Annotated in this window: 22 protein-coding genes; all 22 read left to right on the top strand. The window is 54.5% G+C overall.

Translation table 11 applies throughout. The features are described from left to right. Positions 1-178: 178 nt before the first annotated feature. Positions 179-568, top strand: a complete 390-nt coding sequence (gene flgB, locus ABS784_RS00860; RefSeq protein WP_011230716.1) for a flagellar basal body rod protein FlgB — start codon at positions 179-181, stop codon at positions 566-568. Positions 569-571: 3 nt separating this feature from the next. Further along, positions 572-1,024: a flagellar basal body rod protein FlgC gene (flgC, locus tag ABS784_RS00855; protein WP_011230717.1), complete on the top strand. Its 453-nt coding sequence runs from the start codon at positions 572-574 to the stop codon at positions 1,022-1,024. Between the two features lie 19 nt (positions 1,025-1,043). Then, on the top strand, positions 1,044-1,340 hold the full coding sequence (gene fliE / locus ABS784_RS00850; RefSeq protein WP_011230718.1) for a flagellar hook-basal body complex protein FliE: 297 nt from the start codon (positions 1,044-1,046) through the stop codon (positions 1,338-1,340). 81 nt (positions 1,341-1,421) lie between these two features. Next, positions 1,422-3,008, top strand: a complete 1,587-nt coding sequence (gene fliF, locus ABS784_RS00845) for a flagellar basal-body MS-ring/collar protein FliF (RefSeq protein ID WP_238980518.1) — start codon at positions 1,422-1,424, stop codon at positions 3,006-3,008. Between the two features lie 12 nt (positions 3,009-3,020). Then, on the top strand, positions 3,021-4,040 hold the full coding sequence (fliG, locus tag ABS784_RS00840) for a flagellar motor switch protein FliG (protein ID WP_011230720.1): 1,020 nt from the start codon (positions 3,021-3,023) through the stop codon (positions 4,038-4,040). Beyond that, positions 4,024-4,803 carry a flagellar assembly protein FliH gene (gene fliH, locus ABS784_RS00835; RefSeq protein ID WP_020278189.1) on the top strand — a complete coding sequence of 260 codons (780 nt, stop codon included), beginning with the start codon at positions 4,024-4,026 and terminating at the stop codon, positions 4,801-4,803. Before fliG ends, fliH begins: the two co-directional genes overlap by 17 nt. Continuing rightward, the gene (gene fliI / locus ABS784_RS00830; protein ID WP_081712628.1) at positions 4,781-6,091 is read left to right on the top strand and encodes a flagellar protein export ATPase FliI; all 1,311 of its coding nucleotides are present in this window, start codon (positions 4,781-4,783) and stop codon (positions 6,089-6,091) included. The genes fliH and fliI overlap by 23 nt, the downstream gene beginning before the upstream one ends. A 42-nt stretch (positions 6,092-6,133) precedes the next feature. Continuing rightward, complete coding sequence (gene fliJ / locus ABS784_RS00825) at positions 6,134-6,580, top strand: flagellar export protein FliJ (protein WP_352511125.1); 447 nt, start codon at positions 6,134-6,136, stop codon at positions 6,578-6,580. Then, positions 6,581-7,192, top strand: a complete 612-nt coding sequence (locus tag ABS784_RS00820; protein ID WP_015374410.1) for a MotE family protein — start codon at positions 6,581-6,583, stop codon at positions 7,190-7,192. Continuing rightward, positions 7,189-8,379, top strand: coding sequence for a flagellar hook-length control protein FliK (locus tag ABS784_RS00815; RefSeq protein WP_068895315.1), 1,191 nt, complete (start codon positions 7,189-7,191; stop codon positions 8,377-8,379). Before ABS784_RS00820 ends, ABS784_RS00815 begins: the two co-directional genes overlap by 4 nt. Before the next feature lie 17 nt (positions 8,380-8,396). After that, positions 8,397-8,825 (top strand): flagellar hook assembly protein FlgD, encoded by a 429-nt coding sequence (gene flgD, locus ABS784_RS00810; protein ID WP_352511122.1) that lies wholly within the window; start codon positions 8,397-8,399, stop codon positions 8,823-8,825. Positions 8,826-8,842: 17 nt separating this feature from the next. Next, the gene (flgG, locus tag ABS784_RS00805) at positions 8,843-9,652 is read left to right on the top strand and encodes a flagellar basal body rod protein FlgG (RefSeq protein ID WP_352511120.1); all 810 of its coding nucleotides are present in this window, start codon (positions 8,843-8,845) and stop codon (positions 9,650-9,652) included. 43 nt (positions 9,653-9,695) lie between these two features. Continuing rightward, the gene (locus tag ABS784_RS00800; protein ID WP_011230728.1) at positions 9,696-9,920 is read left to right on the top strand and encodes a flagellar FlbD family protein; all 225 of its coding nucleotides are present in this window, start codon (positions 9,696-9,698) and stop codon (positions 9,918-9,920) included. Then, on the top strand, positions 9,907-10,335 hold the full coding sequence (gene fliL, locus ABS784_RS00795; RefSeq protein ID WP_011230729.1) for a flagellar basal body-associated protein FliL: 429 nt from the start codon (positions 9,907-9,909) through the stop codon (positions 10,333-10,335). Before ABS784_RS00800 ends, fliL begins: the two co-directional genes overlap by 14 nt. 28 nt (positions 10,336-10,363) lie before the next feature. Further along, the gene (gene fliM / locus ABS784_RS00790) at positions 10,364-11,368 is read left to right on the top strand and encodes a flagellar motor switch protein FliM (protein WP_011230730.1); all 1,005 of its coding nucleotides are present in this window, start codon (positions 10,364-10,366) and stop codon (positions 11,366-11,368) included. Then, positions 11,358-12,539, top strand: a complete 1,182-nt coding sequence (gene fliY, locus ABS784_RS00785) for a flagellar motor switch phosphatase FliY (RefSeq protein ID WP_023634335.1) — start codon at positions 11,358-11,360, stop codon at positions 12,537-12,539. Before fliM ends, fliY begins: the two co-directional genes overlap by 11 nt. Before the next feature lie 25 nt (positions 12,540-12,564). Further along, positions 12,565-12,924 carry a response regulator gene (locus ABS784_RS00780; protein ID WP_033025091.1) on the top strand — a complete coding sequence of 120 codons (360 nt, stop codon included), beginning with the start codon at positions 12,565-12,567 and terminating at the stop codon, positions 12,922-12,924. Between the two features lie 19 nt (positions 12,925-12,943). Beyond that, positions 12,944-13,600, top strand: coding sequence for a flagella biosynthesis regulatory protein FliZ (gene fliZ / locus ABS784_RS00775; RefSeq protein ID WP_011230733.1), 657 nt, complete (start codon positions 12,944-12,946; stop codon positions 13,598-13,600). After that, on the top strand, positions 13,593-14,261 hold the full coding sequence (gene fliP, locus ABS784_RS00770; RefSeq protein WP_013145748.1) for a flagellar type III secretion system pore protein FliP: 669 nt from the start codon (positions 13,593-13,595) through the stop codon (positions 14,259-14,261). Before fliZ ends, fliP begins: the two co-directional genes overlap by 8 nt. A gap of 15 nt (positions 14,262-14,276) precedes the next feature. Then, complete coding sequence (gene fliQ, locus ABS784_RS00765) at positions 14,277-14,546, top strand: flagellar biosynthesis protein FliQ (protein WP_011230735.1); 270 nt, start codon at positions 14,277-14,279, stop codon at positions 14,544-14,546. A gap of 6 nt (positions 14,547-14,552) precedes the next feature. Further along, a complete protein-coding gene (fliR, locus tag ABS784_RS00760) occupies positions 14,553-15,326 on the top strand; it encodes a flagellar biosynthetic protein FliR (protein ID WP_023634337.1) in 774 nt (257 codons plus the stop codon). Between the two features lies 1 nt (position 15,327). Next, the gene (gene flhB / locus ABS784_RS00755; protein ID WP_352511115.1) at positions 15,328-16,410 is read left to right on the top strand and encodes a flagellar biosynthesis protein FlhB; all 1,083 of its coding nucleotides are present in this window, start codon (positions 15,328-15,330) and stop codon (positions 16,408-16,410) included. Positions 16,411-16,417: the final 7 nt, after the last annotated feature.

The following is a 16,417-nucleotide window of genomic DNA, read 5'->3' as shown; positions in this document are numbered from 1 at the left end:
CCGCTGGGTATTTTGGCCCGGCGGGTTTTTTGTTGTTGACAAACATCTTTGGCATCGTTTTTCTGTCATGGCATCTTCGAAAAATAGTACCAAGTTCCGTCTATACATTAGGTTTTCTTTCCCGTAAAATGAAAATTAGCAGAAATTGTCGAAAAATAGGAGGAAAGAGGGGATTCCATTGGCGCTCTTTTCAGCGACGATCGGTTGGCTTGAACAAGGGCTTCGCTACGCTGCGCTTCGCCAACAGGCGATCGCCGACAACATCGCCAACGCCGATACGCCGGGCTATAAGGCGAAAGATGTGCGCTTTCAGGCTGAATTGGAACGGGCGTTTCGGCTTGAGGCCAAACGGACGAATCCGAAGCATTTTTCGTTTCCAAACGAACAAAATGGAAAAATCATCGTGACGACGGACACAACGGTGAGTTACAATCATAATGGAAACAGTGTCGATATCGATCAAGAAATGTCAAAACTAGCAGAAAACCAAATTTATTACAATGCCTTAATCGAGCGGCTCAACGGCAAATTTACAACGTTGAAAACAGTGATTAAAGGAGGGAAATAACGGGTGTCTTTGTTTCAAAGTCTAAACATTTCGGCTTCGGCGTTGACCGCCCAACGGTTGCGCATGGACGTGATTGCCTCCAACATCGCTAACGTCGATACGACGCGCGCCCGCCTTGTCAACGGCGAATGGGAGCCGTACCGCCGCAAAATGGTCATCATCGAACCGCGCAGCGGGTCGTTTTCGGGCTATTTGCAGGCTGCGCTCGGCCGTGCCGACGCGGTGGACGGCGGAGTGCGGGTGCGCGAAATTGTCGATGATCCGGCGCCGTTTAAACTCGTCTACGACCCGAATCACCCGGATGCGGGCGCCGACGGCTATGTGCGTCTGCCAAACGTCGACCCGCTGAAAGAAATGGTGGACTTGATCGGGGCGACGCGTTCGTATGAGGCGAACGTTACGGTGTTGAATGCTTCAAAAGGAATGCTCATGAAGGCGCTCGAGATCGGGAAATAGCATGCGAGGGGGATAAACGATGATTGATGGAGCAAGCCGCATTGGGCTGACGATGTCTTCCGCCGTTTCGCCCCCAGCGAAGCCGGCTGAGGCGCAAAAGCAATTCGCCGCATTTTTCAAAGAGGCGCTCAACCGCGTGAACGAAGCGCAAATTCAAGCCGATGCGCTGACGGAAAAGCTCGTTCGCGGGGAGAACGTTCAGTTGCATGATGTGATGATCGCCGCGCAAAAAGCGAGCATCACGTTGCAGCTGACGCTGGAGATCCGCAACAAAGCGATCGAGGCGTATCAAGAAATGATGCGCATGCCATTGTAGCAGCAATGAATCGCAATACATACGGAAGCCGCCGCCATTGTTGCGCTATGGCGGCAGGTATTGGATCATCGGGGGAATTGTATGAGAAGGAAATGGAAAGAGTGGTGGAGCCGCGCTCGCGCGTTTTGGCAGGAACGGACAAAAAAACAGAAATGGCTCGTGCTCACTGCGGCAGCGGCCGTGCTTTTGGCCGTTGGCGTCGGCGTCTTTTTCGCCACAAGGACGGAAATGGTGCCCCTCTACAGCAATTTGTCGCCGCAAGAAGCGGGGCAAATTAAAGCAACGCTTGACCAGCGCGGCGTTCCGGCCGAAGTGGCGGACGGCGGGACGACGATTAAAGTGCCGAAAGAGCAAGTGGACGCGCTGAAAGTCGAGCTCGCTGCTGAAGGCATCCCGAACAGTGGAGTCATTGACTATTCATTTTTCGGCCAAAACGCGAGCTTCGGCATGACGGATAACGAGTTCAATATGGTGAAGCTGAAGGCGATGCAAACGGAGCTCGCCAACTTGATCAAGACGATCGACGGCGTCGAGGACGCCAAAGTCATGATCAACCTTCCGCAGCCGAGCGTATTCGTTTCCGATGAGAAAGGGGAAGCCTCGGCTTCGATCGTGCTGAAGACGAAGCCGGGCTATCAATTCAGCGACGAGCAAATCAAAGCGCTCTATCATCTCGTCGCCAAAAGTGTTCCGAATCTCTCTACAGATAATATCGTCATTATGAATCAGTTTTTTGAGTATTACGATTTAAAAAACGACGGCGAAAATTCGACAGGAACGACATTCGCCTCGCAGCAGCAAATCAAAAAGCAGATCGAGCGCGACATTCAACGCCAAGTGCAGCAACTGCTCGGCACGATGATGGGGCAGGATAAAGTCGTCGTTTCCGTGACGGCCGACATTGACTTTACGCAAGAAAAGCGGGAAGAAAACTTAGTCGCCCCGGTTGATGAGAAAAATAATGAGGGCATTGCCGTCAGCGTTCAGCGCATTAAAGAGACGTACTCCGGGAGCGGTGCGCCGCCCGGAGGCGCCGCTGGAACGGGCGCGAACGAAGTGCCGGGCTACCAAAACGCAAACGGCGCAACAAACGGCAACTATGAACGAACCGAAGAGACGATCAACAATGAGGTAAACAAAATCAAAAAGCAAATCGTCGAAAGTCCATATAAAATCCGCGACCTAGGCATCCAAGTGATGGTCGAGCCGCCTGACCCTAATGATCCGAACTCGCTGCCGCCCGAGACGGTCAATGATATTCAAAAACTGCTAGGAACGATCGTTCGGACGTCAATTGACAAAAGCGAGGCGCAAACGCTCACTGATCAAGACATCAACAACCGCATCGTCGTTTCGGTGCAAAAATTCAACGGCAAGCCGACATTCACCGAATCAATGCCGGATCGGCCGGCGTGGTGGTGGTATGCGGCCGGTGCAGGAGCGCTGTTGCTCGTTGCCTTGCTGTTGTTCCTCTGGTTGCGCCGCCGCCGTGAAGACGAGGAAGAGGAAGAAGAACACTTGTTCACTCCGCCGCTTTCGACGGAGCCGGATTTGCCGGAGCCGCCGGAGACGGAGGCAGCGTTGCGCCGTCGACAGCTTGAGCGGCTGGCGAAAGAAAAGCCGGATGAGTTTGCAAAACTATTAAAAACGTGGCTATCGGAAGAGTAGGGGGAACGGCGTATGGCAAAGCGCGAACGAAAAGGCGGGCTGTCGGGCAGGCAAAAAGCAGCCATCCTGCTTATTTCCCTCGGCCCGGATGTGTCGGCCTCTGTCTATAAACATTTATCCGAGGAAGAGATTGAGAAGCTGACGCTAGAAATTTCCAACGTCCGTCAAGTGACGGCCGAACAAAAAGAGGAAGTGCTTGAAGAGTTTCGACAGCTCGCCTTGGCGCAAGATTACATTGCCCAAGGCGGCATCGCCTATGCGAAAGAAGTGCTTGAAAAAGCGCTCGGCCCGGATAAGGCGATGCAGATCATCAACCGCCTGACATCAGCGCTGATGGTGCGGCCGTTTGATTTCGCCCGCAAAGCCGACCCGATGCAGCTGTTAAACTTCATTCAAAATGAACATCCACAAACGATCGCTCTGATTCTTTCGTATTTGGAGCCGGCACAGGCAGGGCAAATTTTATCGGCGCTGCCGCAGGAAATGCAGGCGGATGTCGCCCGGCGCATCGCGCTGATGGACAGCACATCGCCGGAGATTATCAACGAAGTCGAGCAAATTTTGGAGCGGCGGCTGTCCGCGACCGTCGTGCAAGATTACACGCAAGCCGGCGGAATTGAGGCGGTCGTGGAAGTGCTGAACCAAGTCGACCGGAGCACGGAGCGGACGATTTTGGATGCCTTGGAAATTCAAGACCCGGAACTGGCTGAGGAAATTAAAAAACGGATGTTTGTCTTTGAAGATATCGTGACGCTCGATCACCGCGCCATTCAGCGCGTCATCCGCGAGGTGGACAACAACGATCTCATGTTGGCGCTGAAAGTAGCGAGCGACGAAGTGAAAAACATTATTTTCCGCAACATGTCGACAAGAATGGCCGAGACGTTCAAAGAAGAAATGGAATATATGGGGCCGGTTCGGCTGCGTGATGTCGAGGAGGCGCAATCGCGCATCGTCGCCGTGATCCGTCGTCTCGAAGAGGCCGGAGAAATCGTCATCGCGCGCGGGGGAGGAGATGATATTATTGTCTAACGTCATTAAAGCGCCGAAATTGGCGGCGCGCGCTGGGAAAAAGACGATCGTCGTGCAGCGCCATGTTTCCGATCTTCCATCGTCCGTCGACGATCGGCAGAGGGAGATGGAAGCGGTCGCCGCCGCCAAGGAAGAAGCAGCCAAGCTTCGCCGCCAGGCAGAGCAATATTACGAATCGGTGCGCGAGCAGTTGGCCCGCGAAAAAGAGGAATGGCAGCGGGAGAAAGAGCGTCTCATGCAGGAAGCGCGCGCCCGCGGGTATGAAGACGGCTATGCGGCTGGGCGCGAGGAGGCTTTGAGCGAGCACCGCGCGTTGATCGAGCAAGCCCGCCGCTTGGCGGAGCGAGCGAACACCGAATTTTACGCTCGCATCGAATCGACGGCTGAGGCGATGCTGGAGGTGGCGTTAAAAGCGGCCGAACGCATTATCGGCGCCGCGCTTGAGGGCGATCGAAACGCTTTTTTGCCGCTCGTGCACCAAGCGTTGCAGGAAGTGCGCCGGCAAACGGAAGTGGCCGTTTATGTGCATCCGCACGGCTACGAAATCGTGGCAGAGCAAAAGGAGCTGTTGAAATCTCTGTTTCCGCATCGCGTTGATCTATTCATCTACCCGGACGATGCGCTTCCTGAATATGGATGTGTCGTGGAGACGCCGTTTGGGCGCATCGAGGCGAGCGTCGATGTACAGCTTGAGCGGCTGCGCGAGGCGCTCTACCGGCGATTGAAGGAGGGAGCGTTTTCTGAACTGGCAGGCGCTTCTTGATGAAATAGACGCTGTCGACTTGTATAAACGGTTTGGCAAAGTGTCGCGCGTCATCGGCTTGATGATGGAATCGAAAGGACCGAAAAGCTCGATTGGCGATCTTTGTTACATCCATGAACAGAGCGGATGCCGGAAAATTCCCGCCGAAGTCGTCGGCTTTCATGAACAGCACGTCTTGCTTATGCCGTTTTCCGCCATGTCTCATATCGCTCCCGGCTGCCTTGTCGAAGCGACCGGCCGGCCGCTTGAAGTGCACGTCGGCGATGCGCTCATTGGCATGGTTCTTGATCCGCTCGGCCAACCGCTTGACGGGAGCCCGTTGCCGCCCGGGCTGAAGCCGGTGTCGGTCGAACGCGATCCGCCCAATCCGCTCGTTCGGCCGCCGATTGTCGAACCGCTTGAAGTTGGCATCCGCGTCATCGACAGCCTGCTTGCCGTCGGCAAGGGGCAACGCGTCGGCATTTTTGCCGGCTCGGGCGTCGGCAAAAGCACGCTCATGGGAATGATCGCCCGCCATACGTCGGCTGATGTGAACGTCATCGCCTTAATCGGCGAGCGTGGCCGCGAAGTGCGCGAGTTTTTAGAGCGCGACCTTGGCCCGGACGGCTTGGCCCGCTCGGTCGTCGTCGTCGCCACGTCCGACCAGCCGGCGCTGATGCGCGTCAAAGGCGCCTATACGGCAACGGCGATCGCCGAATATTTCCGCGACCAAGGGGCGGATGTTATGCTCATGATGGACTCGGTCACCCGCGTCGCTATGGCGCAACGGGAGATTGGCCTTGCCGTCGGTGAGCCGCCGACGACGAAAGGCTATACGCCATCGGTCTTCGCCCTCCTGCCAAAGCTGCTTGAACGGGCTGGAACGAACGCTTCCGGCACGATCACCGCGTTTTATACGGTGCTTGTTGACGGCGATGACATGAATGAGCCGATCGCTGATGCGGTGCGCGGCATTTTGGATGGCCATTTTGTGTTGGAACGCCAGCTGGCGAACAAAGGGCATTACCCGGCGATTAACGTGCTCAAAAGCGTCAGCCGCGTCATGCCCCACATGATCAGCGCAGAGCACCGCGAAGCGGCAAACCGGTTCCGCCGCCTTCTGTCCACTTATATAGATTCGGAGGATTTGATTCAAATCGGGGCGTACAAACGGGGGTCGTCCCAAGAAATTGATGAGGCGATCGAATTTTATCCGCAAATGATGGCGTTTTGCCGCCAAAACATCGATGAAAAAACGACGCGCGCCGAAAGCATTGATGCCCTGTTGCGCTTGTTGTCGGTTCGGTGAGAAATCGCGCGCCATTTTCAGACGATGAAAGGGTGAACAAATGTGACGCCGACGTTTCGGCTGCAAAAAGTGCTGGCGATGAAAGAAAAAGAAAAAGAAAAGGCGTTTGGCGAATACGAGGAGGCGGTCCGCCGGTTTGAGCAGGCAGCCGAAACGCTTTACCGCCTGCTCAAGGAAAAAGAAGAATGCGCGGCGGCTCGGGATGAACAGCTTCAAGCCGGCCTGTCCGTTGGAGACATTCGCCTTAGGCTGCAATATATGGCGAATTTAGAGCGGATGATCGACCATTATCAGCTCGTCGTCATGCAGGCGCGCGAGCAGATGCAGCGCCGGCAGCAGCGTTTGATGGAATTGAATATCGAAGTGAAAAAATACGAAAAAATGCGTGAGCGCATTAAGCGGTGGGCCGAGCAGCTTGAGAGGGAAGCGGAACGCCGCCTGCTCGATGAAATGGCGGTTCAACGTTTTGCAAGGCAAGGAGAGGTATAGATGGCGGAGAGCAAAGTTGAACAGGAAATGCAGGCGAGTTGGTGGCAATGGCTGTTGTTTGTCATTGTCATTCCGAGTGCGTTTGCTGCCTCCTTTCTGTTGTTGATTTTAAACATTGCCGGCGTTGATGTGGCCAAGGCGGCAAAGCAGTGGACAATAAAGGCGCCGTTTGTCTCCGAGTGGATCAACTGGAGCAAAAGGGAGAAAGCTTTGCAAAAAACGATTGAAGCTCAGCAGCAGACAATCAACCAGCAAAAACGAACGATCGCCGACCAACAAAAGCAAATCAAGCAGTTGAAAAACGAATTGGCGGCAAAGGAAAAGGAAATCGCCCAGCTGTCTGCGCCAAGCGGGAAAACGGACGCTCAGGCTGAGCCTGTTGACGAGCCGGCCTTGACGGAAGAAGATGTCGTCGGCATGTATGACGCCATGTCGGAAAAACAGGCGGCGGCTATTTTAGCGGAACTGCCTGAGAGCGAAGCGCTCCGTGTACTGAGCCAGATTGACGGCGACAAAGCGGCAGCCATTTTGGAACAAATGCCGGCTGGGCAGGCGGCGAAACTGTTGGCATCGTTAAGCAAAAGGGCGATGGGGAAGGAGGCGGCCGAATGAAAGTAACGATCACAGCAAACGCGCCGCTATCGGCAGGCGCTATGGCGGTGAAAAAAGAGGCGGAAAACGCAAACGTGTTTGCGGCGTTGCTTGCGCACAAGCAACAAGAGTTATTGCCCGCTGGGGCAGAGACTAGCTTGTTTCAAGAGGAGTCGAACAAAAACAAAGAGCCAGATTGGCAAAATGGCGGAATGGAAACGGGCGCAGCCGGACAACCATCTTCAGCGGAAAAGAAGCCGGCGCAAATCGAATCATTGTGGCTTGCCCCTTCCATCGTGGCTGCTTGGGCTGTTGCTCCAATTTCGGCAGCTGCAGGCGCGCCGCTTTTGGCGGCGGATCAGCAGGCGGAAGGGAAAACGAGTGATCATTGGGCATTTCCGTTTGTCGGTGCGATGAATGGTGAAGAAACGATTGCCGCTCAGCCGGCGGCTGATGAAGCGGGATTTGAACGTGCGTTCATAACCGACGGACGGAAAAGTGGTCATATCGATGCTGAATCTTTTTCGCCTTCCAGCGGAAAAACAGGGATGTTTCCACCGCTCCTGAGCGACGGCGACCAGCGTCCATTCCATGAGCAGGGGGGCAACAGGCCGGTTGTCGCGCTGCCTAACGGAGCTTCTTCCGTCCGTCCGGCTGGCGAAAAAGACATTTCGCTGCCAAAAAGGGGGGACAAGGGGCATGGCGGCGAGGCCGCTCCTTCATTCACCACTCCCCCTGCGCTTTTATCACCCTCCTCTTCATCTGTCGGGCTGATCGGCGAGATGCCGGCGTCAGCTGGCGGAAGCGTCGCTGATCAAGTCGCCCACGCGCTAAGGTCGGCGCGGTGGATGAAGTTGCCAAACGGTGTCATGCAGCTTGTCATCCGTCTGCATCCGGAACATCTCGGGACGGTGACGGTGAAAATGACAGAGGAAGGTGGAAAGCTCGCCGCCAAGCTGCTCGTGGCGAACGACGCGGTGAAAGAGTTGCTCTACGCTCATTTGCCGCAGCTTGCTCAGCAGCTTGATGCGAGTTCCATCACGGTCGAAAAATGGACCGTTTGGTCGGATTATGACCGCTCCGCTATGCCGCCGTATTCCGGGAACCGCCAAGGAGGACAGCAGCAGGGCGAATCGCGGCAAAAACAAAAGCGGGAGCCATCATCTTCCTTCCCGTTTGCGCTAGACGGGATCGAAGCTGACGCATAAGGGGGAAAAGAACGAGGATGACAACGAATGCGATTGATGGAAGCTTATGGCTGGCAAACGCGGTTCAGCCGGAACGGAAAACGGGCAATCAAATTTTAGGAAAAGACGACTTTCTCAAAATTTTGCTCGCTCAGCTAGAAAACCAAGACCCGCTCAATCCGATGGAAGATAAAGACTTTATCGCGCAAATGGCGAGCTTCTCCTCGCTTGAGCAAATGATGAGCATCGCCAATTTGATGCAGCAATGGATGCAAGCGTCAAGCCGCGATGCGCTTTTGCGCTACAGCGAATGGATCGGCAAAACGGTGCACTGGCAAGACGGCGAGACGATAATGAGCGCCGTCGTTCAATCGGTCATGCAAAAAGACGGCCAAGTGACTCTTGGGCTTGATAACGGGACAACGATTGCCGCGGATGCGGTCGTGAAAGTCGAACAAAAAGGATAAAAGGGGAGAGGGAACCGATGCTTCGTTCCATGTATTCCGGAATCGGCGCCATGCGCAACTTTCAAACGAAGTTGGATGTCATCGGCAACAACATTGCCAATGTCAATACGTACGGGTTTAAAAAAGGACGAACGATTTTCAAAGATTTGATGAGCCAGACGATTTCTGGAGCAAGCGGGCCCAATGCCGGCCGCGGCGGGACGAATCCAAAGCAGGTCGGGCTCGGTTCGCAGCTGGCGGCGATCGACACCGTCCATACGCAAGGCAGCTTGCAAACGACCGGCCGTGTGCTCGATTTGGCCATTTCCGGCGACGGGTTTTTCATCGTCGGCGATGCGTCCGGCAACAATCGCATGTATACGAGAGCGGGGAATTTTTATCTCGATTCGCAAGGCTCTATTGTCAATGCCGATGGTCAATATTTACTTGGAACTGATTCGACTGGGAAAATCACGAGTTTGAAAATTCCTTCTAATGCGAAAAGTTTAAGCATCGGAGCCGATGGCACGGTCAACATCATCGATGCTTCTGGGAATTTACAGCTGATAGGCACGATTCAGCTGGTCAAATTTGCAAACAATGACGGATTAGAAAAAGCCGGCAACAACTTGTTCCGCGAAACGACCAACTCTGGAACGCCAACGACAGGGGCGCCGGGAGCGAACGGAACAGGAACGATCGTCTCCGGCGCGCTTGAGATGTCCAACGTCGACCTTGCCGAGGAATTCACGGAGATGATCGTCGCCCAGCGCGGCTTCCAGGCGAATACGCGCATCATTACGACATCGGATGAAATTTTGCAAGAGCTTGTCAACTTGAAAAAATAGAATAGGAGGTAGGGCGTGAGCGGCGTCTTGCGCCTGCTGGCCGATGATTTCGTTAACGAAGCTCAACGGGAAACGGTTTGTGCTCAATGCGTTGTACATCGAACAAATTGAAGCGTTTCCTGATACGACCGTGACGCTGACGAACGGAAAAAAATTCGTCGTGCGCGAAACGGTCGAGCAAGTGGCTGCACGAGCGAGCGAATTTTACCGGCAGCTTGGTGTGTTTCGCTTACCGAAAGCAGGAGGATTGGACAGTGAAAGGGAATAAAGCAATCAAAACGATGATCATTGTGCTGGCGGTCATCGCCTTGGCCGGAACGGCGGCGCTTGTCGCGGTGATGAAGATGGGGCATGCGGAAAAACAAGGGGCGCCAAGCGCCGATGAACTGGCGGAACGATCGATCGACATTCCGGAAATGACCACCAATTTAGCGGACGGGCGTTATATTAAAATCTCATTTAAAATTGAAACAGACAGCGATCAAGGAAAAGAAGAGGCGGAGAAACGCGATTTTCAGATGAAAGACGTGATCATCGAGCAACTTTCGCAGATGAAAGCGGCCGACTTTAAAGGAAAAGAAGGGCTGACGGCGCTGAAAGAGCGGCTGAAGCGCGAGATCAACGGATTGATGCAAGAAGGGAGAGTGGAGAACGTCTACATTACCTCTTTTATCCTCCAGTAGCCCTGTCATTGGAAGGGGGGAAGATGAAATGACGGCCGGGGAAGTATTGTCGCAAAGCGAAATTGACGCGTTGCTCGCTGCGCTTTCTGCAGGGGAGATGAGCGCGGAGGAGCTGAAAAAAGAGGAGGAAGGCCGACGCGTCAAAACGTATGATTTCCGGCGGGCGCTCCGGTTTTCCAAAGATCAAATCCGCAGCCTGACGCGCATTCATGAGAATTTCGCCCGTCTGCTGACAACGTTTTTTTCCGCCCAGTTGCGCACATATGTGCAAATTTCGGTCGCATCGGCCGACCAAATTCCATACGAAGAATTTGTCCGCTCCATCCCAAAAATGACGATCATCAATGTCTTTGAGGTGCCGCCGCTTGGCGGGCATGTCCTTTTGGAAGTCAACCCGAACATCGCTTACGCCATGCTTGACCGGGTGATGGGCGGGCGCGGCGTCGGCATGGATAAAGTGGAGCATTTGACTGAGATTGAAACACGCATCATGTCCAATTTGTTTGACAAGGCGTTTGTCCATTGGCGCGACGCTTGGGAATCGGTGGCGGAAGTCGACCCGCTCTTTGTCGATTTTGAAGTCAATCCGCAGTTTTTGCGCATGATTGCGCCGAACGACACCGTCGTCGTCATTTCGCTCAACACGCAAATCGGCGAAGCGCGCGGCATGATGAATGTGTGCATTCCGCATGTCGTCTTGGAGCCGATTATGCCGCGGCTGTCGGTGCATTACTGGATGCAGGCGCAAAAAAAGGAGCGTTCCCCCGAGGAAGCGAAACGGATCGAACAGCGCATCCGCGCGGCAAAATTGCCGATTATCGCTGAACTGGGAACGGCGGTCATCACGGTCAATGAATTTCTTCAACTCGAGGCCGGCGATGTCATTCAGCTCGAGCAGTCGATTCATGAGCCGCTCGTGGTCAAAATCGGCCATATTCCAAAGTTTATCGGCCAGCCGGGGAAGCGGAACAAAAAGCTGGCGGTGCAAATTTTAGCGATGATCGAGGGGGACGAAGACGACCATGATGAATGATGGAATGTTGTCGCAGGATGAAATTGATGCTTTGTTGCGCGGAATGGACAATAGCGATCACGTTCCGGCGCTCCACGATATTTTCACCCCGCTCGAGCAAGATGCCCTTGGGGAAATTGGCAATATTTCATTCGGCAGTTCGGCCACTGCACTGTCGATGTTATTGAACCAAAAGGTGGAAATTACGACGCCAAGCGTGTCCATGATCGAGCGCACAAGCGTCGCTGATGAATTTCCGCAGCCATATGTCGCCATCCAAGTCAACTATACGGAAGGGCTGCTCGGGACAAATTTGTTGGTCATTAAACAGAAAGACGCGGCGATTATCGCTGATTTAATGCTTGGCGGCGACGGAACGGCGGCCGATGGTCCGCTCGGAGAGATTCAGCTGAGCGCTGTTCAAGAAGCGATGAACCAAATGATGGGCTCAGCGGCGACGTCGATGTCGACCGTCTTTGGCAAGCGGGTTGATATTTCCCCGCCGACGCTCCACCTGCTTGATTTGGCGGAAGGAAAAGGGATGGAATATTTGCCGGACGAAGATTTTCTCATTAAAGTGTCATTTCGGCTGAAAATCGGCGAGTTGATCGACTCAAGCATTATGCAGCTGCTGCCGGTCGATTTCGCGAAAGAATTGGTTGCCCAATTGCTCGGCTCGCCGCTTGAGGAGCCGGGGGCTGCGGAAGTTAACCTCAAGTCGTCGGCGGACGCGCGGCCGTTTAGCGAGCCGCAGCCTGTTCCGACTTACGCTCAGGCGAACGGCGGTGCGGCCGTTTCAGAAGCGGCGAGCCGCTCGACGGATGAACCGTCGGCTGGGCGCGCGGACAAGGATAGGGATGGTGCAACCGCTCGGCATATTCAAACCGCCGATTTCGTCGAGTTCGATGCCCCGCCGCTTGCGGCAACGGAGGCGCGCAATTTGGAGCTGCTGTTTGATGTGCCGCTGCAGGTGACGGTTGAACTCGGACGGACGAAGCGATCGGTGCAGGAAATTTTGCAGCTGTCGACTGGATCGATCATTGAGCTCGATAAGCTGGCCGGCGAACCGGTCGACGTGTTTGTCAACAACAAGCTGATCGCGAAAGGAGAGGTTGTCGTCATCGATGAAAATTTCGGCGTCCGCATCACGGACATCATCAGCCAAAGCGATCGGCTAACACGGCTAAAATAAACAGGCGTTTGGGAGGTAAGGGGACATGGCAAGAGTGCTTGTCGTTGATGATGCAGCATTTATGCGCATGATGATTAAAGACATTTTGACGAAAAACGGACATGAAGTCGTCGCCGAAGCGGCCGATGGGCGGCAGGCGATCGAGAAATACAAGGAAACGCGGCCCGATGTAGTGACAATGGATATTACGATGCCGGAGATGGATGGGATTACGGCGCTCAAGGAAATTAAAAAAATCGACAGCAACGCCAAAGTCATTATGTGCTCCGCGATGGGGCAGCAGGCAATGGTGATTGATGCCATTCAAGCCGGGGCGAAAGATTTTGTGGTCAAGCCGTTCCAAGCGGACCGCGTCATCGAAGCGATCAACAAAACGATCGGGTGAGCGATCAGAGGTGGAAACTATGGCAATTTGGCGCTGGGCGGCCGTTTTGCTGGCAGCAGCCATCGCTTTGGGGCCGGTGCCGGCATTGGCCGCCCAAAGCCCGACGGTCGCCGACTGCCTGCAGCATCCCGATTCATGCGGGAAGTCAGCTCCTTCCGGGCAACAGACAAAACAGACAGCGAATCAAGCCGCTGATGCGGTTTCCGCTTTCGATGTGCTTCGGCTCATCGGCGCGACCGCCTTTGTTCTCTTCCTTCTTTATGCGCTGTTTCAATGGCTTTCCCGCCGTCAGTTGTTCGTTTCCGGCCAAAAAGGCGCCATTGAGCACCTTGGGGGAACAAGCGTCGGGGCGAACCGCTCTGTGCAGCTGATTAAAGTCGGCCGCCGGCTGCTCGTCATCGGCGTCGGCGATTCGATTCAGCTGCTTAAGGAAATTGAAGACGAAGATGAAATCCATGAGCTGTTAGCGCAGCATCGCGAACGGTTGGAACGGATGGCGGAGTTCGGCCGGCTTGGCTCCCTCCTTCGCGGTGAGTGGACGGCGAAATCAAAGCGGAAAAGCGGTTCGCTGTCATCGTTTTCGGCGCTGTTGGCTGAGGAGATGAAGCAAATGGCCGAAAAGCGAAACGAGTGGCTCAATCGGTTGAAGAAGAAAGGGACGGCGGGCGATGAGTGAATTTGTCCATATGTTTGATTCGATGGCTCCCGAGCACGTGTCGACAGCGGTGAAGCTTCTTCTGCTGCTCACCGTTTTGTCGATCGCTCCCGGCATTCTCATTATGATGACATGTTTTACGCGCATCGTCATCGTTTTGTCGTTTGTGCGCACGGCGCTCGGCACGCAGCAGATGCCGCCGAACCAAGTGCTCGTCGGGCTCGCCTTGTTTTTAACGTTTTTCATTATGGCGCCGACTTGGAAAGACATCAACGATCAGGCATTGCAGCCGCTGTTTGCCGACAAAATTGATTTGGAGGAGGCGTATGAACGGGCGGCTGTTCCGCTGAAGCAGTTTATGAGCCAATACACAAGGCAGGAAGATTTGGCGCTGTTTTTATCATACAGCGGCGCCAAACAGCCGAAAACGATCAACGACATCCCGATGACCGCGCTCGTGCCGGCGTTTGCCATCAGTGAGTTGAAAACGGCGTTTCAAATGGGCTTTATGATTTTTATTCCGTTTTTAGTCATCGACATGATCGTCGCCAGCGTCTTAATGTCGATGGGGATGATGATGCTGCCGCCTGTGATGATTTCGCTGCCGTTTAAAATTTTATTGTTTGTCCTTGTTGATGGCTGGCATTTGGTCGTCAAATCATTGTTGCAAAGTTTTCAATAAAGATAGGTGGCGTTTATGAGTGCCGATTTCATCATCCGCCTTGCTGAACAAGGCGTGTATATCGTGCTTGTCGTCTGCGGGCCGCTCTTGTTGTTGTCCCTTGCCGTCGGGCTTGTCGTCAGCATTTTTCAGGCGGCGACGCAAATTCAAGAGCAGACGCTCGCGTTTGTGCCGAAAATCGTCGCCGTCTTGCTTGGACTTGTGTTCTTTGGGCCGTGGATGCTCTCGAAAATGGTGTCGTACGCGCACGATATTTTCAACAATCTTGCTTCGTTTATAGGCTGATCGGCGATGGAACAAGTATGGACTTATTTTCCGGCGTTTTTGCTCGTCTTTGTCCGCGCTGCTTCGTTTTTCGCGGCGATGCCGTTGTTTTCCTACCGGACCGTGCCGGCTTCGTATAAAGCCGGATTGGCGTTTTTGTTCAGCTGGCTGTTGTTTTGGGCGATGCCCAAACCGGTGTTGGCGCTTGACGGCGTGTATGTATTGCTTGTCGTAAAAGAAGCGCTCGTCGGACTGGCGCTTGGGTTGCTGGCAGCGATCCTCATGGCGGCGGTGCAAGTCGCCGGCGGCTTGATCGATTTTCAAATCGGGTTTGCCATCGCCAACGTCATCGACCCGCAAACTGGAGCGCAAAGCCCGCTGCTTGGCGAATATCTTCATTTGCTGGCGCTTTTGCTTTTGCTTATGCTTGACGGGCACCATTTGCTGCTTGACGGCATGTTTTACAGCTATCATTGGCTGCCGCTTGACCGCTTGCCGCACATTGCCGATGGGCCGGCGGTGGAGTACGTCGTGCGGGTGTTCGCTGCCATGTTTGCCGCCGCTGTGCAAATGGCCGCCCCGCTTGTCGGATCGCTCTTTTTAGTCGACGTGGCGCTTGGCATCATCGCCCGCGCGGTGCCGCAAATGAACATTTTCGCGGTCGGCTTTTCCGCCAAAACGGCGGCGGCGTTTTTGCTCCTGTTGGCGGCAGTCGGGGGAATATTGCTCGCGGCGCGCGGCGTATTTCACTTCATGTTTGCCTCGTTGCGCGAGTTGATGCGGCTGTTGGGGGGCGGATAAGATGGGCGAGTGGCGGCTCGATTTGCAATTTTTCGCTGGGGAAAAAACGGAAAAGGCGACGCCTCGCAAACGGCAAGAAGTGCGGGCAAAAGGACAGGTGGCCAAAAGCGGTGATGTCGTCTCCGCTTCCGTGCTGCTTGCTTCATTTCTTGCTTTGTCCTTGGCCGGGGCGTACGAGCGGGACGGTCTGCTGCGGTTGTTCGCCCGCGCCTTGTCCGATTATGCGTCCGCTTCGTTGACGGTTGACTCGCTTCACCGGCTGTTTCTTGACTGGCTTTCCCATGCATCCTTGCTTTTGGCGCCGCTGTTCGCCGCCGCAGTGCTGGCGGCTGGGTTGGCCAACTTTTTGCAAATCGGCGCCTTGTTCACCGTTGAACCGTTAAAAATGGATTGGAACCGCCTCAATCCCGTGCAAGGAATGAAACGGCTGTTTTCGTTGCGCGCCTTGGTCGAGCTGTTGAAATCCGTGTTAAAAGCTGGAATCATCGGTGCGGTCGTGTTCGCGGCGCTGTTGGCCGAACGAAGCGAGCTTGCGGCGCTCGTTTCCAAGACGCCGGGTGAGGCTTTGACTGTCGTCGGCGGCTTGACGGTGAAAATGGGGCTGTACGCCGCGGGGGCGCTCTTGTTTTTAGCGCTGTTTGATTACTTGTATCAGCGGTTTGAATTTGAAAAAAGCATCCGCATGTCCAAACAGGACATTAAAGATGAATACAAAAAGACGGAAGGCGATCCGCTCATCAAATCGCGCATCAAGCAAAAACAGCGCGAGATGGCGATGAGGCGGATGATGCAGGAAGTGCCGAACGCGGATGTCGTCATTACCAACCCAACGCATTACGCCGTTGCCCTCAAGTATGAAGACGGCAAGATGGAAGCGCCGGTCGTCGTCGCGAAAGGGGCGGATTATATGGCGATGAAAATCAAGGAAGTGGCGAAAACCCATGGCGTCGTGACTGTCGAAAATCGCCCGCTTGCGCAGGCGCTCTACCGCCAGACGGAAGTCGGCGATATGATTCCAGAGGCGTTTTTTAAGGCAGTGGCGGAAATTTTGGCGTACGTCTATCGGCTCAAAGGAAACGTGTAGCAACAAG

Origin of the sequence: Geobacillus sp. G4 (assembly GCF_040327975.1) — a bacterium.
Classification (GTDB): Bacteria; Bacillota; Bacilli; order Bacillales; family Anoxybacillaceae; genus Geobacillus; species Geobacillus thermoleovorans.
Note: the sequence above shows the minus strand (reverse complement) of the source record. Positions and strands in the feature narration are given on the sequence as shown.